Source organism: Streptomyces sp. NPDC002446 (assembly GCF_053595675.1).
In genome coordinates, this window is sequence record NZ_JBSFYC010000015.1 from 1 (window position 1) to 18,948 (window position 18,948).

The 18,948-nt window shown below is 72.1% G+C and carries 20 protein-coding genes; 2 read left to right on the forward strand and 18 right to left on the reverse strand.

The window, feature by feature from the left end; genetic code table 11:
- Positions 1 to 162: 162 nt before the first annotated feature.
- The 12 genes from ACWD6P_RS11455 to ACWD6P_RS11510 all read right to left on the reverse strand — a co-directional run bounded on the left by ACWD6P_RS11455 (position 163) and on the right by ACWD6P_RS11510 (position 10,410).
- A complete protein-coding gene (locus ACWD6P_RS11455; protein WP_451443825.1) occupies positions 163 to 795 on the reverse strand; it encodes an OmpA family protein in 633 nt (210 codons plus the stop codon).
- Between the two features lie 13 nt (positions 796 to 808).
- Positions 809 to 1,396 carry a hypothetical protein gene (locus ACWD6P_RS11460; protein ID WP_451443826.1) on the reverse strand — a complete coding sequence of 196 codons (588 nt, stop codon included), beginning with the start codon at positions 1,394 to 1,396 and terminating at the stop codon, positions 809 to 811.
- 43 nt (positions 1,397 to 1,439) lie between these two features.
- Complete coding sequence (locus ACWD6P_RS11465) at positions 1,440 to 2,099, reverse strand: pilus assembly protein TadG-related protein (RefSeq protein ID WP_451443827.1); 660 nt, start codon at positions 2,097 to 2,099, stop codon at positions 1,440 to 1,442.
- 17 nt (positions 2,100 to 2,116) lie between these two features.
- A complete protein-coding gene (locus ACWD6P_RS11470) occupies positions 2,117 to 2,281 on the reverse strand; it encodes a membrane protein (RefSeq protein WP_018089307.1) in 165 nt (54 codons plus the stop codon).
- 434 nt (positions 2,282 to 2,715) lie between these two features.
- Positions 2,716 to 3,609 carry a DUF5936 domain-containing protein gene (locus tag ACWD6P_RS11475; protein WP_451443828.1) on the reverse strand — a complete coding sequence of 298 codons (894 nt, stop codon included), beginning with the start codon at positions 3,607 to 3,609 and terminating at the stop codon, positions 2,716 to 2,718.
- 17 nt (positions 3,610 to 3,626) lie between these two features.
- Positions 3,627 to 4,574 carry a type II secretion system F family protein gene (locus tag ACWD6P_RS11480; RefSeq protein ID WP_451443829.1) on the reverse strand — a complete coding sequence of 316 codons (948 nt, stop codon included), beginning with the start codon at positions 4,572 to 4,574 and terminating at the stop codon, positions 3,627 to 3,629.
- The gene (locus ACWD6P_RS11485) at positions 4,571 to 5,911 is read right to left on the reverse strand and encodes a CpaF family protein (RefSeq protein WP_451443830.1); all 1,341 of its coding nucleotides are present in this window, start codon (positions 5,909 to 5,911) and stop codon (positions 4,571 to 4,573) included. The genes ACWD6P_RS11480 and ACWD6P_RS11485 overlap by 4 nt, the downstream gene beginning before the upstream one ends.
- A complete protein-coding gene (locus ACWD6P_RS11490) occupies positions 5,908 to 6,399 on the reverse strand; it encodes a TadE family protein (protein ID WP_451443831.1) in 492 nt (163 codons plus the stop codon). Before ACWD6P_RS11490 ends, ACWD6P_RS11485 begins: the two co-directional genes overlap by 4 nt.
- A complete protein-coding gene (locus ACWD6P_RS11495; protein WP_451443832.1) occupies positions 6,396 to 6,779 on the reverse strand; it encodes a TadE/TadG family type IV pilus assembly protein in 384 nt (127 codons plus the stop codon). Before ACWD6P_RS11495 ends, ACWD6P_RS11490 begins: the two co-directional genes overlap by 4 nt.
- A gap of 3 nt (positions 6,780 to 6,782) precedes the next feature.
- Complete coding sequence (locus ACWD6P_RS11500) at positions 6,783 to 8,246, reverse strand: AAA family ATPase (RefSeq protein ID WP_451443833.1); 1,464 nt, start codon at positions 8,244 to 8,246, stop codon at positions 6,783 to 6,785.
- An 11-nt stretch (positions 8,247 to 8,257) separates the two neighbouring features.
- Positions 8,258 to 8,974 (reverse strand): Flp pilus assembly protein CpaB, encoded by a 717-nt coding sequence (gene cpaB, locus ACWD6P_RS11505; protein ID WP_451443834.1) that lies wholly within the window; start codon positions 8,972 to 8,974, stop codon positions 8,258 to 8,260.
- Between the two features lie 59 nt (positions 8,975 to 9,033).
- Positions 9,034 to 10,410 carry a hypothetical protein gene (locus ACWD6P_RS11510; protein WP_451443835.1) on the reverse strand — a complete coding sequence of 459 codons (1,377 nt, stop codon included), beginning with the start codon at positions 10,408 to 10,410 and terminating at the stop codon, positions 9,034 to 9,036.
- Positions 10,411 to 10,722: 312 nt separating this feature from the next.
- On the opposite strand from ACWD6P_RS11510, the gene ACWD6P_RS11515 reads away from it, so the two are divergent.
- Positions 10,723 to 11,751: a chitinase gene (locus ACWD6P_RS11515; protein WP_451443836.1), complete on the forward strand. Its 1,029-nt coding sequence runs from the start codon at positions 10,723 to 10,725 to the stop codon at positions 11,749 to 11,751.
- Between the two features lie 92 nt (positions 11,752 to 11,843).
- On the opposite strand, the gene ACWD6P_RS11520 is transcribed toward ACWD6P_RS11515, so the two are convergent.
- Positions 11,844 to 12,719 (reverse strand): trypsin-like peptidase domain-containing protein, encoded by an 876-nt coding sequence (locus ACWD6P_RS11520; RefSeq protein ID WP_451443837.1) that lies wholly within the window; start codon positions 12,717 to 12,719, stop codon positions 11,844 to 11,846.
- Positions 12,720 to 12,970: 251 nt separating this feature from the next.
- On the opposite strand from ACWD6P_RS11520, the gene ACWD6P_RS11525 reads away from it, so the two are divergent.
- Positions 12,971 to 14,320, forward strand: coding sequence for a M14 family metallopeptidase (locus ACWD6P_RS11525; protein WP_451443838.1), 1,350 nt, complete (start codon positions 12,971 to 12,973; stop codon positions 14,318 to 14,320).
- A gap of 77 nt (positions 14,321 to 14,397) precedes the next feature.
- Here the strand turns inward: ACWD6P_RS11525 and ACWD6P_RS11530 are convergent, their stop codons facing one another.
- The 5 genes from ACWD6P_RS11530 to ACWD6P_RS11550 form a co-directional block, all read right to left on the reverse strand.
- Positions 14,398 to 14,871 carry a cupin domain-containing protein gene (locus tag ACWD6P_RS11530; protein ID WP_451443839.1) on the reverse strand — a complete coding sequence of 158 codons (474 nt, stop codon included), beginning with the start codon at positions 14,869 to 14,871 and terminating at the stop codon, positions 14,398 to 14,400.
- 133 nt (positions 14,872 to 15,004) lie between these two features.
- Positions 15,005 to 16,501, reverse strand: coding sequence for a GntP family permease (locus ACWD6P_RS11535; RefSeq protein ID WP_451443840.1), 1,497 nt, complete (start codon positions 16,499 to 16,501; stop codon positions 15,005 to 15,007).
- A gap of 137 nt (positions 16,502 to 16,638) precedes the next feature.
- Positions 16,639 to 17,049 carry a RidA family protein gene (locus ACWD6P_RS11540; protein ID WP_451443841.1) on the reverse strand — a complete coding sequence of 137 codons (411 nt, stop codon included), beginning with the start codon at positions 17,047 to 17,049 and terminating at the stop codon, positions 16,639 to 16,641.
- Positions 17,046 to 17,807: an IclR family transcriptional regulator gene (locus ACWD6P_RS11545; RefSeq protein ID WP_451443842.1), complete on the reverse strand. Its 762-nt coding sequence runs from the start codon at positions 17,805 to 17,807 to the stop codon at positions 17,046 to 17,048. Before ACWD6P_RS11545 ends, ACWD6P_RS11540 begins: the two co-directional genes overlap by 4 nt.
- Positions 17,808 to 17,829: 22 nt before the next feature.
- Positions 17,830 to 18,921 (reverse strand): sugar kinase, encoded by a 1,092-nt coding sequence (locus ACWD6P_RS11550; protein ID WP_451443843.1) that lies wholly within the window; start codon positions 18,919 to 18,921, stop codon positions 17,830 to 17,832.
- Positions 18,922 to 18,948 lie beyond the last annotated feature (27 nt).

Sequence of the window (18,948 nt, forward strand, 5' to 3'; positions counted from 1 at the left end):
GGGGGGTGCGGTTGGGGCTGGTTTTCCGTATGTAACTCCAAGCAGTCCGGACACCCTGCCCCGGAGGACCGCCACCGCACCCCGAACAGCCCCGCGCAGCGGCAACAGCCCGCCGCAGGCGAAACAAGCGCAACCCCCACGGCGGGCCAGCCGAAAACGGGCTCACGCCCCGCGAGGGAAACTCACCTCGACCCGCCGGTTCTTCTTCCGGCCCTCCTCCGTGCTGTTGTCGGCGATCGGGTACTGCTCGCCGTATCCGCGGATCTGGAAGCCGACGGACGAGCCGAGGTCCTTGGCCAGTTCCTGCTGGACGGCGTTGGCGCGCTTCCGGGACAGCACCAGGCCGTGGCCCGCCGAGCCGAGGTTGTCGGTGAAGCCGAAGACCCGCAGGCTGGTGGCCTTCTGCCGCTTGATCTCGGTGGCGATGGTGGCGATCCGCGACAGCGCGTCCGGCGTCAGCTCGGCGCTGTCCTTGCCGAAGAGGACCTCGGCCTGGAGCGCGAAGGTCACATTGTCGTTGGTGTCCTGGCGGCGCTCCGAGCCGTCGTCGGTCTCGACGATCGACTTGATGTTGAGGACCTTGGACGGGGCGAGCTCGGCGCCCTGCACCATCCGCAGATCGGGGTCGGAGGGGTCGATGCGGACCGGGGGGCTGGAGTCCTCGGTCATGCCCGGCGGGTCGGCATGGGCCGCCGGGGCGGTCAGCGCCGCGGTCAGCAGCAGGGCGACGGCGGCGGTGACGGCCGTACGGGCGCGGGGTGTGCGCCGGGCTCGGGGCATCGGGGTCACGGTCATCGGGGCGGCCCGCTCAGTCCGTGATCTGCACGCTGGCCGGCGGCATGGTCGGCAGCTGGAAGTCGACCTCGGTCACCTTGGCCGGCGGCGCCGGGAACTGCGCGAATATCGGACGGCTGGCTCCCGGCAGCAGACCGCTGAGACCGGTCGTGCACAGGCACTCGCCGTTGGTGTCGCGCAGTACCAAGTACCGCTTCTTGCCCGCCTTGTCGACGAGGGTGGCGCCGGAGAGGGAGGAACGGGAGCGCAGCTCGGTTTCGTTGGAGCGCCAGTCGATGGCGTTGAAGGCGCGGGTGCCGCGGTTGGTCACCGTGCCGTTGACGGTGACGAAGCCGCCGGAGTCCCGGACGACGGAGTGCAGGGTGATCACCACCCCGTCGGGGCCCTTCATCTCGCCGATCACCTTGTCGGAGTCGGCCGCGGGGGCGCCGGGGCCCTGGTCCTTGGGGGCGGTGCTGCGCGCCGGCGGCTTCTTGTCGTCCCTCGCCTGTGCACCGCCGTCACCACCGCCGCCACAGCCGGCCACGACGAGAGCCAGGCCGGCAGCGCTCGCCATGGCGACCGCTCCCCTGGCGGCTTTCGTGGTGCGCCGAATGCTCATGGATGCGATTCCTTCGATCGTCGTGTGGTCGGGCGGGCCCGGCTCAACGGGCCAGGCGTACGGAGAAGAGGTCAAAGGCTTCGGGGAGATCGTGGAGGTTGCCGGGGTCGAGCGTCCAGCCCTCGCCGTCGCAGGTGATCTTGATCGCGGCGGGCTCGGGGGAGTCTTTGCCGTCCTTGCCGCCCCTGCCGTCGTCGTCCCCGGCCGGGTCGAGGGTGCAGCGCGGGCCGACGACGGACTTCGCCCCGGCCGACGCGTGCTTGCTCTCGGTGCCGGGGATGACCGAACGGCCCACGGTGTCACGGGTCCTGACCGTGACGGCGAACGAGGTGGGCCAGGAGTCCGGGGTGCAGGAGGCGACCTCGGCGTCATTGCGCCCGGCGAACCAGGCCGCGCTCCGGCAGGCGGCCTCGGACGGGGCGCCGCGCCCGTTCAGCAGGTCCTCCCAGGCGGCCCGGTCGCTCTCGTAACTCCCGTCGCGGATGCCGTCGAGCACTCCCTTGGTCAGCAGATCGCGGTACTTCTGGCCGGCGGCGAGCGCGGCCGCGTCGGCGGCGGTCTGCGCGCCGTTGCGGGTGGCCGCCGCCTGCCCGACGGCGAAGAACGCGAGCGCGAGAAAGAGCAGGCCCCCGACCGCAACGATGTAGAGCGGAAAGGCCTGCCCGGCGTCGCGCCGGCTGCGGCGCGTGGTCGTGGCCGTCACGGCGGTGGCGGCGGGGCCTAGATACCGACGACGTCGGAGATCTTGTTGGCGATGGCGTTGGCGATCTGGCTGCCGAAGTCCGTGGTCGACAGGACCAGGACGATCGCCACGACCACCGCGATGATGCCGAGGTACTCGATCGAGGTCTGTCCCCGGTCGTTCCCCAAAATCCGCTTCGCCATCGAATTCCCCTCCATGGGCGGCCGTACCGCTCTGGTCCGGCAGATCTGCCCCCGTGATGCCGGCGCGCTCGTGCGCGCTGCCGACACGAGAAAAGTACGCCGGAACGGCGTTCCCGGAACAGGGATTCCGTACCCAATCCTCTGCGGGAGACACGGGCGGAAGACACAACGGCGCGATTCGGCCACTCAGTCGCACTCCGTCCACCCCCGCTCCCCCTCCGGGACCCCGTCCCGTTCCGATGCCCATGCGGACCGGCGGGCCGCTGCGCACCGCAGTGCGCACCCGCTCGCCGGCCCACCCACTGTGGCACAACTCGTTGCTCCTGCGAAGGCGTTGACGAGAAGCGAACGGTGAACCGTACGCATCCGGCCGGGCACGGGGCGCGCCCGCCGGGGCCGTACACCGCGCACTCGCCGCAGGGGGTACGGCACGGTCAGTCGCCCATCAGCGAGCCGAAGTCGGTGCCCGAGCCGAGGAAGAAACCGGCGATGAGCAGGATCATCGTGGCCGGGACCATAAACGTGGTGACGATCATGGTGGCCTTGGGGACCGCGCGGGCGGCCCGCCGCCGGGCGTTCTGGGCATCGGTGCGCCGCATGTCGTTCGCGATCTGGATCAGGGTCTCCACGATGGGGGAGCCCAGCTCCTCGCCCTGCTGCAGGGCGGTGACGAACTGGGCGACCTGCTCCGAGTCGTTGCGTTTGCGCAGTTCGTCGAAGGCGGCGCGGCGGCTGACGCCCATGTCCATCTGCCGGAGCGTAATGCGGAGTTCATCGGCCCAGGGGCCCTCGTACTTCTCCGCGACGCGGTCCAGTGCCTGGCGGAAGCTCAGTCCGGCGCTGACGACGACGGCGAGCACGTCCAGGAAGTCCGGAAGAATGCGTTCGATGGTGTCCTTGCGCTGGCGGATCGCGGCCCAGATGCCGACCTCGGTCCAGAAGAGGCCGAAGAGCACCATCAGGACACCCAGAACCGGCTGGCCGCGCAGGAACATCACCAGTGCGCCGAAGAACCCGAGTCCGCCGTAGACGGCGCGGCGGGCGGCGTAGCGGTCGACGGTCAGTCCGCCCGGGTTGCCGGCCAGGTCGATGCGGCGGCGGATACGGGCGGTGCGCTTGTCGCCCATCAGACGCAGGACGAACGGCGCGTAGCGCATGCCGGCGCGGTCCACGGCCGAGCCGACGGCCGTCGTACGTGTCGAGCCGACCTCCAGCGACAGCGCCAGGTCGGGTGGCAGCCGGGCCTCGCGGCGGTAGAGGGCGATACCGCAGGAGATGCCGACGACCGACAGCGCCAGGGCCGCGGCCAGCACGATTCCGATTCCCATAGCGGCTTCCGTTCCCGTTAGACGTCGATCTTGGACAGCCGGCGGATGAAGAAGAAGCCGAGCCCGTACAGGACGAAGGCCACCACGACGGCCAGCTGGCCGAGGAAGGACGAGGTCATCCGGTCGATGGCCCCGGGGGCGATCCGGTTCATCAGCAGCAGGGTGCCGATGCCGAGCAGCGGGACGACATAGGCGGTGACGACGACCTGGGAGAGCTGGGTGCGGACCTCGCGGCGGGTCTCCTTGCGCTCCTCCAGGGTCCTGGTGAGGTTGCGCAGCGAGCCGACGACGGTGCCGCCGGCGCGGTTGGCGAGCACCAGGGTGGTGACCAGGACGACGAGTTCACGGGAGGGGAGCCGCTCGGCCAGCTCACCGAGCGCCTCGTCGACGGAGTGGCCGACGGAGAGCTTGTCGGAGACCTTGGCCAGCTCCTCGCCGGCCGGCGCCTCCAGCTCCTCGGCCGCCATGCCCAGCGCCGTACGCAGCGCCAGCCCGGCCTGGGTGGCGTTGGCGAGGATCCGGGAGAGCTCGGGCAGCTGGTTGATGAACTTCTCGATGCGTTTCTGGCGCTGCCAGTTGAGGAACGCGAAGGCCGCCCAGACGGCGACCAGCGCGGCGATCGGGCCGAAGAAGGGGGCGAGGGTGGCCTGGGCGATCAGCGACAGGGCGAGGACCGTGACCACCATGGAGACGAAGAACTCGCCGGGCGTGACGTCCAGGCCGGTGGCCGCCAGCCGCAGTTCGAGGCGGCGGCCGAAGCGGGTGCCGCGCAGGGTGCGGTCCACGGAGGGGAAGCGGCGGCGCCGTCCGGCCACCGGCAGCCCGCGCTCGTCGTCGAGCCGGTCGACGACGGCCTGCCGCTGGGCGCGCCCGGCCGCGTAGGTGCGGACGCCGGCGATCGCGAGCACCCCGCACAGCAGGGTGGCCCCGACGGTGAGCTGGGTGAGGTGCGTCCCGTCGGTCATGAGGTGGCCTTCCGGGTGGCGAGTTGGTCGTCGGTGGCCGCGACGCCGAAGGCGGGCGGGGCGGGCTCGCTCGCCATGAAGAGGCGTTCGGCGACCCGGCGGGGCAGCGGGAAGTAGCGGAAGCGGCCGTGCACGATGCGGTCGGCGCCCATCGGTTCGGCCTCGAAGCGGCAGACCGTCGCGAGCCGGTAGTCCTCGTGGCCGCGTGAGTCGAGGATGGCGATCTCGCTGATCCGGCGGGAGCCGTCGGCGTGCCGGGTGAGCTGGACGAGGCAGTCGACGGCGCTGTTGATCTGGTCCCGCAGCGCCTCGAAGGGGATCTTGACGTCCGACATGGAGGCCAGTGTCTGCAGCCGCATCAGGGCGTCCTCGGCGCTGTTGGCGTGGACGGTGGCGAGCGAGCCGTCGTGGCCGGTGGACATGGCCTGGAGCATGTCGAGGGTCTCGCCGCCGCGCACCTCGCCGACGATGATGCGGTCGGGGCGCATGCGCAGGGAGTTGCGGACCAGGTCGCGGATGGTGATCCGGCCCTTGCCCTCCACGTTGGGCGGCCGGGACTCCAGCCGGATGACATGGGACTGCTGGAGCTGGAGTTCGGCGGCGTCCTCGACGGTGATGATCCGCTCCCCGTCGGGGATCAGTCCGGAGAGCGCGTTGAGGAGGGTGGTCTTGCCGGCGCCGGTCGCGCCGGAGACCACCACGTTGAACTTCGCGCGGACGAGCCCGGCCAGCAGCATCAGCATCTGCTCGTCGAGCGTGCCCATGGAGATGAGTTCGGCCAGGGTGTAGGCGCGCGGGAAGCGGCGGATGGTGAGGGTGGCCCCGTTCAGGGCGAGCGGCGGAATGATGACGTTGACCCGCTCGCCGGACGGCAGCCGGGCGTCGACCATCGGATTGGACTCGTCCACGCGGCGGTTGACGGTGGAGACGATCCGCTCGATGGTCTGCATCAGCTGCTCGTGCGAGGCGAAGCGCACGGGGACCAGCTCGACCCGCCCGTAGCGCTCGACGTACACCTGGTCCGGGCCGTTGACCATGATCTCGGTGATCGAGGCGTCTTCCAGGAGCGGCTCCAGGACGCCGAGGCCGAGCGCCTCGTCGACCACCCGGCGGATGAGCTGGGCGCGTTCGGCCGTGGACAGCACCGGGCCCTCGCGGCTGATGATGTGGCCCAGTACCCGCTCCAGCCGTGAGCGGCGCTCGGCCGCGGCCAGCGAGGACATCTCGGCGAGGTCGATCTCCTCCAGCAGCTTGGCGCGGTAGACGGCGACCAGATGGCTGTCCTGGCGCGCCTCGCCGGCCGGCTCGGGGGCGACGATCCGGGCTTTCAGGCTCACCGCGGTGATGCTCCTTCGTGCAGGCCCGCTGCGCTGGGTGTCTCGGGGCGGGGCATGGTGGCGCTGCGGCTGGCGGTGCCGAAGTCGACGCCGGGGATGAGGGAGGGGATGCGGACGGTCGCGGTCGCCCGGACCGCGTCTCCCGCGCCGCCCACGGAGATCGTCGCGTCGTCGGCGACCCAGCCGCTCATCGCGGCCCGGCCGGCGGTCTGCGGGTCGCTCTCCTGCTCGGCCCGGTCCATCGAGGCGGTGCGGGCGGCGGCGCGCGCTCCGGTGCCGGCCTGCTGGACGGTGTAGGCCGCCAGGCCCAGCTGGATCACGGCCAGCGCGACCAGCAGCAGGATCGGCAGAAAGCCGAGGAACTCGATGGACACCTGGCCCCGGTCGCGGCCGGGGCCGCGCAGTCGGGCGGGGGTGCGCAGCCGGGCGGGGACGCGCAGGAAGGCCGGGGTGCGCGGGCGGCGGGCGGGGGTGCGTACGGCGCTCATCCTCGGTCCTCCTTCGCGACGCCGGCGGTGCCGGTGACCGTCCACGGGAAGTCGCCCGCGCCGGGGAAGAGCACCGGGACCTTGAGCCGGACCGTGGCCTTCCACAGGCCGCCGCCGGTGCCGCAGGAAGTCGTGGCGCCGGACCGCCAGGCGGACGGCAGCTGATCCTCGGCGGCGGTGCGGCAGGCGCCGGCGCCGCCGCCCTGGGTGGCGGTGGCGGCCCGCGCACCCCGGTCGGCGGAGTGCGCGGCGAGCGAGTAGGTGTAGCCGACCAGCACGAACTGCCAGAGCAGTACGAGCACCAGCAGGATCAGCGGAAGCAGTCCCAGGAACTCCACGGAGACCTGCCCGCGGTCGTTGCCGCCCAGGGGGCGCCGCACCGCTCAGCCCTCCTCGTACGGACCGGCCGGATCGAACGGCCCGGGACCGCCGGCCGCCGTGGCCGGACCGCGCCGCGCGCCGAACCGGGTACCGGATCCCGCCCCCGCCCCGGACGAGGACCCCGGCGCCGGACCCGGACCGGTCCCGGATCCGGGAGCCGCCCCCGAGGTGAGGGCCTTGCGCTTGCGCCCCGTCAGCGACGGACGCGCCCGGTGGTTGCCCCGCCCCTGCCGCGCGGCCGGTGACTCGACCAGCCCGAGCTCGCCCGCCAGCGCCCACAGCGCCTGCCTGACCGTCGACCGGGCATCCAGGTCCTGCATCCGGCCCGCGTCGACACAGGGCTGCAACTCCTTGAAGGCGGCCGGGACATGGGTGCGGGCCACGTGGGTGCCGGTGGCCTTGGCGACCAACGGCGGCTGGATCTCGGTGCTGCGGGTGAGGCGGTTGACCACCGTCGTGGTGTCCTCCGCCTTACGGATCTGCAGCCGGTCCCACAGCCGCACCTGCCGCTTGGCGGCGCGTACGGCCACCACGTCCGGGGTGGTCACCAGCAGGGCCGCATCGGCGAGTTCGACGGCCGCGGCGTTCGCGGACTGCATCTGGGAGCCGCAGTCGACGAGCACCACCTCGTAGCGGGAGCGCAGTGCGCCGATGATCTGGCGGGCCGCACGGTCGTCGACCTCCTCGCCGCGCTCGCCCTCCTCCGGGGCCAGCAGCAGCCCCAGCCCCGTGTGGTGGTCGTGCACCGCGTCCTGGAGAACCCGTACGGAGATGTCCTGGATGCCGGCCAGGTCGACGACCGAGCGGCGGAACTGCACGTCCAGATAGGAGGCGACGTCACCGGACTGCAGGTCGAGGTCGACCAGCGCGACGCTGCGGCCCGCGGCCCGCGCGGCCAGCGCCAGCTGCACCGCGGTGACCGTGGTGCCGACCCCGCCCTTGGCGCCGGTCACGGTCACCAGCGTGCCGGCCGGCCCGGGCGCCGCCTCCGGGCCTCCCCCCAGGTGGACCCGTACGCCCGCCGACCACTGGGCGGCGGCCTGCACCCGGGCGGCCAGCTCGTCGTAGCCGAGCGGGAATCCGACGACGCCCCGGGCGCCGGCGTCCATCGCCGCGGAGAACAGTGCGGGCCCGGCGTCGGTGGTGATCAGTACGACGCCGACCGCGGGAAAGCGCAGCGCCACCTCGCGGATCAGCTCCAGCGCCGGCGTCGGGCCGATCCGCTCGTGGACCAGCACGACCTCGGGGAGCGCCCCGACGGACGGGGGCGGTGCGGCGCCGGGCGGGGCCTGGTCGGCGGGCGGGGCGCCGGCGCCCTGGGCGGCGGCACCGGCCAGGGCGTCGAGCAGCGCCGCGGAGTCGGTGACGACGGCTCCGGGTTCGGCGTCCGGCAGCTGGTGGAGCAGCGAGGACACGGCCCGTGCGGCGTCCGGGTCGCCGATCGCCGGGAGGATACGGATGGTCACCTGGGCCTCCGTCACTTGTCGCCGTCGAGGGTGTAGGTGCGCTGGCCGGGCGGGACGGCGGCGTCGTCCCCGGGGGCGAGCAGGGCGAGCCGTACGTGGGAGGCGAAGGACTCGGCGTACGCGACCCGCTGGGCGTCCTGGGTGCCCAGCGCGAAGGTGATCGGGACGGCCTCGCCGGCCTGCCGGCCGGGTGTGGTGTCGCCGGGGTCCTTGGCCTCCAGGGGCGTCAGCCTGCCGACGTCGATGACCTGGGCGCCGGAGACGATGACCTTGGAGACCGGCTTGTCCTCGGGGCGCTTGCCCTCGAAGGTGGCGTAGATGTTCACCCGGGCACCGGGGTTGATCTTGCCGGCCACGCCGGTGGCGGCGTCGATCATGATGGCGATCTCCTGCTGCCCGGCCTTCAGCGCGGGCCGCTCGACGATCATGTCGCTCTGGAGCAGCGAACCCTTCTTGAGCGGGGTCACCGCGATCTTGCCGCTGACCTTGTCCAGGTCGGTCACGGCGGTGGGCGGCAGCCATCGCTGCGGCATCTTCACCTTCTCGAACTGCCCGGGATCCAGCGCCTTGTAGGCCGCGACGTCCGTCCGCAGCCGGTACGCGGTCTTCTCCGGGCCGACCTTGGACTCGACGTTCTTGATCACCGAAAGTACGCCGACGAACGCGCCGACCGCGCAGAGGACCGACAGGAGCAGCAGGATCACTCCGCGGCGCTGGCGTGAGTTCATGGGGGAGGGACCTCGATCGGGACGGGGGACGGGGCGGGCGGTCGGGGGCGCGGCGGGGGTCAGTGCGCGCGGGCCACCGTCCGCGGGGCGCCGGGGACTTCCGGGCGGGCGGTCGGGTCCGGGGGGCCGGGCAGGTCGGGACGGCGGGCGGCGTCGGGGTGGCCGGGCAGGTCCCAGTGGCCCGGGGCGGCGGGGCCGTCGGACGCGTAGGGGTTCCCCGGCACGGGGCGGCCGGACCCGTACGGGTTTCCGGACCCGGGGTGGCCGGACCCGTAGGGGATCCCCGGAACTCCGCGGGCCGGGGCGCCCGTTGCCAGGTTCGGCCCGCGGACGTCCAGCTGCCCGGGTCCGGCGCCGTAGCCGGGAGCGCCGCCGCGTACCTCCGTGGTGCCGGGCACACCGGACGGCGCCACCGGCGACAGACCGCGCTCCTGCCAGGGCGAGGGCGGCGGCCCGCACTCCGGAGCCGGCCCCGGGGCGGGAGCCGGGCCGGGGGGCGGGGCCTGGTCGGAGGCCGCGGCCGGAGCCGGCGCGGTGCGCGCACCCGGTCCCGGCCCCGCTATGGCCGCGGGGTGCCGCCCGGACGAGCCGCCGCCCCGCGCGCAGCGGTCCCGCGCCAGCGGCGCCGCGCAGAACGCACAGCGGTCGCCGAGGACTTCCAGGCCGCACCAGCCGCACTCCTCGCGCCGTACCGACGCCACCAGCTGGTAGAGCACGGACGGGTCCGGGATGGCCGCGGCGAACTCGACCAGCTTCTGGGTGCCCCACCACCGGGCCGACTCCGCGGGCAGCCGCTCCTCGTAGGTCCCCTGTACCTGCCAGGCCGGCGCCAGCGATCTTGTCACCCAGTCCGTGGCGAGCTGGCCGCGGGCGAGTGCGAGCCGGGTGGCGAAGCCCGGTGCGGGCAGCCCGGCCTCGGCGGTGTGCCGGTCCAGGTGCAGCAGCTGCGGCTCGGGGTTGGCCAGCACCGCGAAGTGCGCGCCGGGCAGCAGCGACTTGAGGTGGGAGCGCAGATCGACCTCGATCCGGTCCAGGCCGGTGACGCTGCCCAGCAGGGCACCCGCGTGGATGTAGTGGGTCAGCAGCCGCGCCGAACTGGCCAGCACACCGGGGCTGAAGTCGCACAGCGACAGCTGCCGCAGCTGCTGGGCGAGCAGTGCCGTGCCCAGCGGCGGCAGGGACGTCGGCACGATGGCGATCCGGTCGCTCTCCAGGACGGCGCGCAGGGTGTGCAGCCGGCGGACGTGTTCCGGCGGGCACGCGGAGGAGTACAGCGCGATGAGATGCCCGTGGTGCTCCAGTACGGCGCCGAGCTCCGTCAGGGCCTCGTCCAGCGGCTGGAGATGGGGCGCCCGCAGGACGACGGCGGCCGGAGTCCGCCGGTCGGCCGCGGGCAGCGCGAGGTCAGGGCTGGTGACTGCAATCGCGGTCGGCACGTCGCTCCCCCACTTCCTCCGGCCTCCGGGGGTCCCGGGACCGCGGATCGGCACAGCTCTGCGCCATAGGCGCCATACGCTCAGCACTGTATCCAGAGAGATACGCCCGGGAGAACACGTTCTGGGCTACTCGTCATGACCGGCTTCCCGCCGGGAAATTGCGCATACCGCCCGAGCGACGACCAGGCGAACACCCTCCTGCGGCAGGACCCTTGACAGGATCAATGGTCTGGACCACCTTGTACGGCAAGCGCAGGGGCCCCTGAGCGCGCATCCGCACCCCCCTCAACTCCCCCCCACACGGAGGCAGTCGTGGTTCGCGCACGATCAGGAAGAGTCACCAGGCGGCTGCTGGCCCCGCTGGCCGCCGCGGCACTGGTCCCGGCCGGCGCCCTCGCGGCCGGCACCGCCGACGCGGCCGAGGGCCACCCCGTCCCGGCCTCCGCCGCCGCATCCGCCGCGGTCCCCCGGCACGCCCTCACCGGCTACTGGCAGAACTTCGACAACGGCGCCACGGTGCAGAAGCTGAAGGACGTCGACGACGCCTACGACATCATCGCGGTCGCCTTCGCCGACACGACCGGGGAGCCCGGCGCCGTCACCTTCCGCCTCGACCCGGCCGTCGGCTACGGCTCGGTCGACGACTTCAAGGCGGACATCAGGGCGAAGCAGGCGGCCGGCACGTCGGTGGTCATCTCCGTCGGCGGCGAGAAGGGCGCCGTCTCCGTCAACGACGAGGCCTCGGCCCGGAACTTCGCCGACTCGATCGACAAGCTCATGGACGAGTACGGCTTCGACGGCGTCGACATCGACCTGGAGAACGGCCTCAACTCGACCTATATGACCCAGGCGCTCAAGGCCGTGCACGCCGCGCACGGCGATGTCGTGGTGACCATGGCCCCGCAGACCATCGACATGCAGTCGCCGCAGAACGAGTACTTCAAGACGGCGCTCGCCATCAAGGACTTCCTGACCGTCGTCAACATGCAGTACTACAACAGCGGTTCGATGAACGGCTGCGACGGCAAGGTCTACGCCCAGGGCTCGGTCGACTTCCTGACCTCGCTCGCCTGCATCCAGCTGGAGGGCGGGCTCGACCCGTCCCAGGTCGGCATCGGCGTACCGGCGTCCCCGAAGGCGGCGGGCAGCGGGCATGTGTCCCCGAGCGTGGTGAACGCCGCGCTGGACTGCCTCACCCGGGGCAGCGGCTGCGGCTCCTTCAAGCCCGCCAGGACCTACCCGGGTCTGCGCGGGGCGATGACCTGGTCCACCAACTGGGACGCCGCGAACGGCGGTGAGTTCGCCGGTCAGGTGGGCGCCCACGTCCACGGGCTTCCGTAAGCGCCACCCCCCGAAGGCCAGGTCCCGCGCATCCCGTGCCCGGGACCTGGCTCCTTTTCCGGCTCCCCTTAGGTCATCTCACCCGGGGGAGCTCACCTACGGGTGGCCGCCGGCTTCGGCAGCGCGCACCCCTCCGCGCTCAGATCCAGCTTGTTGCCGACGCCGAAGCACTTGGGGATCCCGTACGTCTGCTGTGCGTAGTTGATGCCCTTGCGCACGGTGACCTTGCCGTTCTCGTCCACCTCGCACGGGTTGTTGACGGTGCACTCCTCACCGTCCTCGTTGCCCGTGTTGTTGATCGCCGTGACCTTGCCGGTGGCGGTGTCGATCACCGGCGAGCCGGAGGTCCCGCCGATGGTCTTGCACTCCGGCGTGTAGCGGACCGAGTCCTTCCAGGTCCAGTCGCCCTCCTTGAGGGTGGGCACGAACCCGTCGATGTTGCAGGAGTAGATCTTCTTCCAGTAGCCGGAGACCACACTGATCGCGGCGCCCTGGGACGGGTGCTCGGTGGCCAGCTCCAGCGGCTTGATCCCGTACTTCTGCTCGATCTCGGCGTAGGTCGAACCGGTCTCGTAGAGCGAGACGTCGGTGTCGGTCATCGTGGCGTACGCGACCTTGGTGGCCTTGATCGTGCCCAGGTCACCGGCCGACTTGTCGAGCAGGGTGAAGCTGCGGCCGGACGGCTGGTCGACGATGACCTCGCCCGCGCCGGGCATACCGCCTTCCAGGCAGTGGCCGTTGGACATCACCAGGGCCGGGTCGTTCTCCTGCGAGGTGGGCATCTTGACCACCGAGCCGGAGCAGTTGCTCAGCGCGACGGTGCCGGCGAAGTCCACCGCCCTGGGCTTGTGGTGCGCCGGGCGGTGCGGAGCCCGGTCGGGTGCCGCGTGGGCCGTTCCGACGGAGCCCACCAGGGCCGCGGCGCTCAGCACGGCCGCGGCCAGGGTGCCGACGAGAGGTCGATTCATGTGGGGGTCCTCTCAGCTTCTGTCACCGAACGCCCTTGAGGGCCTTCGGATTTGTCGTGCGCATTGTGAACGCCACGACCCCGCGAGGCAATCAAATTCCGTAAAACGGCGGTGAGTTGACGCAACGGGGCCCGTTCCGGCCCGGCCGCCAGGACTCCCCCACATCTGGCCAGCCCACACCTTGACCCAGCCATGCCAATACCCGAACACTGACGCCGTCGCTTGGACTCACACCCCCCACAGGAGAACGCATGCGACCACGAACCCGCGGCGGACGCACCACCGTCCTCGCCGCACTCCTCTCCCTGGCGCTCGCCGCCCCGATAGCCGCCGCCCAGGCGCAGGCGTCCCCGGCCGGCGAGCCCGCCGCCGGCGCCTCGCAGGCCGCCGAACTCCCCCACCAGTACGAGGTGACCGGCCCCGCCACGCGCGCCGCGCGTACCGCGCTCTCGGCGACCGGCGCCTCCATCGACGAGGTGCACGCGGGCACCGTCGTCATCACCGCCGACCGCTCACAGGCCGCCGCGGTGCGCCGACTCGGCCACCGGCTACGGCAGTTGCCCGACCCGCCGGGCACCGGCAAGGGCACGCCGTCGTCCCGCGCCAAGGACTTCCCCGAGGGCTACACCGGCTACCACACCTACGACGAGGCGACGAAGGAGATCGACGGCCTCGTCGCCAAGTACCCGGACATCCTCAGCAAGCAGGTCATCGGCAAGTCCCACGAAGGCCGCGACGTCCTCGCCCTCAAGCTCAGCAAGAACGTCACCAAGGACGAGAAGGAACCCGAGGTCCTCTTCACCCACCACCAGCACGCCCGGGAACACCTCACGGTCGAGATGGCCCTCTACCTCCTGGGCGAGTTCACCTCGAAGTACGGCAGCGACGACCGCGTCACCAAGATGCTGGACTCCCGCGAGATCTGGATCCTCCCGGACCTGAACCCGGACGGCGGGGAGTACGACATCTCCTCCGGGGACTTCGCCATGTGGCGCAAGAACCGCCAGCCCAACGCCGGATCCAACGAGGTCGGCACCGACCTCAACCGCAACTGGGACTTCAAGTGGGGCTGCTGCGGCGGCTCCTCCGACGACCCCGGCGACGAGACCTACCGCGGCGCGTCCGCGGCCTCGGCCCCCGAGGTGAAGCTCGTCTCGGACTTCGTCCGCAGCCGCAACGTGGGCGGCAAGCAGCAGATCACCGCCGCCGTCGACTTCCACACCTACAGCGAACTCGTGCTGTGGCCCTTCGGCTACACCGACGCCGACACCGGCGAGGGCATGACCCAGGACGACCACGACACCTTCGCCACCATCGGCAAGAGCATGGCCGACAGCAACGGCTACACCCCCGAGCAGTCCAGCGACCTGTACGTCACGGACGGCTCCATCGACGACTGGCTGTGGGGCGACCAGAAGATCTTCGCCTACACCTTCGAGATGTTCCCGTCGTCGGCCGGTGACGGCGGCTTCTACCCGCGGGACTCGGTCATCCCGAAGGAGACCTCGCGCAACCGGGAAGCGGTCCTGCACCTGCTGGAGCTCTCCGACTGCCCCTATCGCGCGATCGGCAAGGAGAACCAGTACTGCAAGGCGGGCTGAGCGGCACAGCCGACGAAGCGGTGCCCGGTCCGTCGCGGACGGGCCGGGCACCACTTCGTCCGCCCCCCGGACAGGCCCTAGGCCAGATGCAGGGGCCTCATGTCGATGTCGTACCGCCGGCCGATCTCCACCAGGCGCTCGACGTCCGGGGCCGTGGCCGACGGCGGTGGCAGCTCGCGTCGCTGGGCCGGTTCGCCGGCCTCGGCGAAGAACTTGTCGATTCCGCCCGGCGTGTAGGTGATCACCATACGGACCGTGCTCGTGGGCTCGAATCGTTCCAGCGTCCCCGCGGGGATGTGGAAGAACGATCCGGGGCCGCCTTCGAACGTCTCGTTGCCGATGTGGTAGCGCAGCGTCCCCTCGACGACGTAGACACTCTCGGTTCCGGGGTGGGTGTGCGGCGGTGGGCCCCCTCCCTCCGGAATGGTCATCTCCATGACCGTCATCTCGCCATTGGTTTCCTCACCGGACGCCTTGACCTCGTAGAGGCCGTTCAGCAGCCAGAATGCGTCGCCGTCGCCCTTCTGGCGTACCACGGAGTTCTTCGCCATGTGCTCGCTCCCTGCCTTCGTCGCTTGCCGCACGTGTTCCCGCGGGTGACCCGGCGAAAGGCCGCCGTCCGGGTAGATAGATCCGCGGCCGCACCTCGGCCGGCCGCGCCACCGGCCTGCCCGGTCGGCACGCCTAGACGACCAGGCTCACCAGCGCCGCCACCGCGAAGCCCGCGACCGAGAGCACCGACTCCAGCACGGTCCAGGACCTGAGGGTGTCGCGTTCGGTGATCCCGAAGTACTTGCTGACGATCCAGAAGCCCCCGTCGTTCACGTGCGAGGCGAAGATCGAGCCGGCCGAGATCGCCATGATGACCAGGGCCAGGTGGGCCTGGGACAGGCCCTGCCCCTCGACCAGGGGGAGGACGATGCCGGCCGTGGTGACGATGGCGACCGTGGCCGAGCCCTGGGCGACGCGCAGGACGAGGGAGAGCAGATAGGCCAGCACGATGACGGGGAGGCCGACGTGCTGGAAGGTCTCGGAGAGGGCGGTGGCCACGCCGCTGCCCTTGAGGACGGCACCGAAGACGCCGCCGGCGCCGACCACCAGCAGGATGTTGCCGACCGGCTTCAGCGACGCGGTGGAGACGGTCTCCAGGGACGTGCGGGACCAGCCGCGGCGGATGCCCAGCAGGTAGTACGCCATCAGCAGGGCGAGGGTCAGGGCGACGAAGGGGTGTCCGAAGAACTCGATGACCGAGCGGCCCGTGGAGGGCGGCAGGGCGATCGAGGAGAAGGTCGCCAGCAGGATGAGGAGGAGGGGGGTGCCGATGATGGCGAGGACCACGCCCAGGCTTGCGGGCTTCTCCCGGGCGCCGGGGCCGGCCGCGGCCTGTTCGGCGGCGACCGCGGCCCTGGCCTCCTCGGCGGCTTCGACCAGGTCCTGCGGTACGCCGACGAAGAGGCGCTTGCCGATCCAGGCCGCGTAGCCCCAGGCGGCGAGCACGGCCGGGATGCCGCAGACCACGCCCATGAGGATGATCCAGCCCAGGTCGACCTCGAAGAGGCCGGCCGCGGCGACCGGTCCGGGGTGCGGCGGCAGGAAGGCGTGGGTCATGGACAGTCCGGCGAGCAGCGGCATGCAGTAGAGCAGGATGGATCTGCCGCTGCGCTTCGCGGCCGCGTAGACGATCGGTGCGAGGACGAAGATCCCGACGTCGAAGAAGACGGGGATGCCGAAGACCAGGCCGGTCACCCCCATGGCCAGGGGGGCGCGCCGCTCGCCGAAGAGGCGGAGCAGCCGGCCGCTCAACACCTCGGCGCCGCCGGAGACTTCGAGGATCGCGCCGAGCATGGTGCCCAGGCCGATGATGATGGCGACGTGTCCGAGGATGCCGCCCATGCCGGTCTCGACGAGCGAGACGGCGGCGGACTTCTGGACCGTGCCGAAGAGTTCGGTGACGGAGAGTCCGGCGGCCAGGCCGACGGCGAGGGAGACGCCGAGCAGGGCGACGAAGGGCTGGAGGCGGACCCTGATGATGAGGACGAGGAGGAGGGCGATGCCGAGGGCGGCGACCGTCAGCAGGCCCGCGGTGCCGGGTATCAGGGCGAGCAGGCCGCCGGTGTGGGGCGGTGCGGGTGGCGTGGCGGCGGGCGCGGCCGCGGTGAGCGGCGACGGGAGGGGTGCCATGCGCGAGGACCTCGTAATTCCATGGGTCTTTCAGGGCAGGTGGGATCGCGGCACGGCACCGGGCGCGGGAGGCCGGGTGCCGTGCCGTGATGACGTACGGCTTGCGGGGGTTTCAGCGGCGGTGGTGTGAGCGGGCGTCAGCCCAGCACCGCGAGGGCGTCGATCTCGATGAGGAGGCCCTGGGGAAGCCCGACGTAGACGGTCGTGCGGGCGGCGGGGGCCTGGGTGAGGCCCTGCTCCTCGAAGTAGGCGTTGTAGATCTCGTTCATCTCGGCGAAGTGGTTCACGTCGGTGAGGTAGACGCGGATCATCATCGCGTCGTCCCAGCTCGCGCCGCCCTCCTCCAGGATGGCCCGGACGTTTTCGAGGGTCTGGAGGGTCTGTTCGCGCAGGGTGGGGCCGGCCGGGGTCGGTGCCTGGCCCGCGACGGCGGGGAGGAAGCCGACCTGGCCGGCGACCTGGAGGATGTTGCCCTTCTTGACGCCGTGGGAGAACTTGGCGGGCGGGGTGGTGTGCGTCTTCGGGGTGAGCGCGGTCTTGTCCGTCATGCGGTGTCCTTTGCTGGGGTGGTGCCGGAGTACTCCCGGCTGATCGCCTCGGCGGTGCGGCGTACCAGCGGGAGGAGCCTGAGGAGTTCATCGGCGCTGACGACGACGCTGGGCGCGGAGACCGACATCGCGGCGACCGTGCGGCCGTCCGCGCCGCGGATGGGGGCGCCGACGCAGTTGATGGACTCCTCGTGGCCACCGAGGTCGGTGGCCCAGCCCTGTTCGCGGACCTTGGCCAGTTCGGCGAGGAACGCCGTGGCGTCGGGGGTCGAACGGGCCGTGTAGCGGGGGTAGTCGAGCTTCTCGGCGAGGGCGCGGCGCTCGGGTTCGGGGAGGTCGGCGAGGAGGAGTTTGGCGACCGCGGCGACGGTGATCGCGACGGGCTTGCCGATCCGGGAGTACATCCGGACCGGGTAGCGGCTCTCGACCTTGTCGATGTAGAGGACCTCGTTCTCCTCGTGGACCGCGAGGTGGACGGTGTGTCCGCACTTCTCGTTGAGTTCGACCAGGTGGGGGTGGGCGATATCGCGCACGTCGAGGTTCTCGACGGCCTGCTGGGCGAGCGCGAAGAGCCGGGCGCCGAGGCGGTAGCGCTGGTCGGGCTGGCGGTGGACGAGTCCGTGCTCGTGGAGGGTGCGCAGCAGCCGCAGTGCGGTGGACTTGTGGACGCCCAGGCGGTCGGCGACCTGCCCCAGGTCGGCGGGTCCCTCGGCGAGCAGCGGCAGGATGCTCAGCGCGCGGTCGACGGTCTGACTCATGCGGGTGCCTCGCTTCGCTCGTTCACTGCGTTCCTACCTCCTCGGCGGCCGCCCGCTCGTCGGCCGTGGTGGCTTTCGTCCAGCCGGGGCCGAGGTGCAGTGTCCCCCAGGCGGCGGCGCCGAGGGCGGCGAGCCGGTCGGCCTGGGGGCGGGAGGGGGGTGTGGTCAGGTCTCCCGGGACGGTGAGGACCGCGGCGGCCCACAGGTGTCCGTACCGGATCCGGGCGGGGACGGGCAGGCCGCGCAGGGCGGCGGAGAGGAACCCGGCGGCGAAGGCGTCGCCCGCGCCGACGGCGGAGACGACGTCGACGCGCGGGGCGGGTTCGCTGTACCGGCCGCCGTGGCTGTCGTAGGCGACCGCGCCGGCGGCCCCGCGCTTGACGACCAGGGTGCCGGGCTCGGGCAGTGCCGCGCGGACGGCGTCCGGGCCGCCGGTGACGCCCCAGGCGTCCGCGGCCTCGTCCTCGCCGACGAAGACCAGGTCGGCGCCGCGGGCGAGGTCGAGCAGGACACCGGCGTCGGCGCTGTCCCGCCACAGTCCGGGCCGGTGGTTGACGTCGAAGGAGAGCAGCGGGCGCCGGCCGGCCGGGCACGGCGCGGTCAGCTCGCGCAGCAGGCCGAGGCAGTCGGCGGAGAGCGCGGCGGTGATGCCCGACAGGTGCAGCACCCGGCCGGCGCGGATCGCGGCCAGGTCCATGGTGGTGACGGACATGGCGGAGGCGGCGGAGCCGGCCCGGTAGTAGGCGACCTCGTGGGCGTCGGTGGCGCGGTCGCCCGCCGTGCGGAAGTAGATGCCGGTGGGGCGCCGCGGGTCGCGCTGGACGGCGGAGACTTCGACGCCGCAGTCGGCGATGGCGGCGAGGAGGTGGTCGCCGAAGCCGTCGGCGCCGACCCGGGAGATCCAGCGGGCGGTGTGGCCGGCGCGGGCGAGGGTACAGGCGACGTTGGATTCGGCGCCGCCGATGGCGCGGTCGAAGGACGGTACGTCGGCGAGCCGCCCGGGACGGCTGGGCAGGAAGGTGACCATGGACTCGCCGAGGCAGACGACATCGGGCTCCGGGACGGGGGCACCGTCCGGGGCGGGGGCGTCGCCGGCGTTCGAGGACCTGGTCACGATCGGTTGCGCTCCTTCGCTGGACGG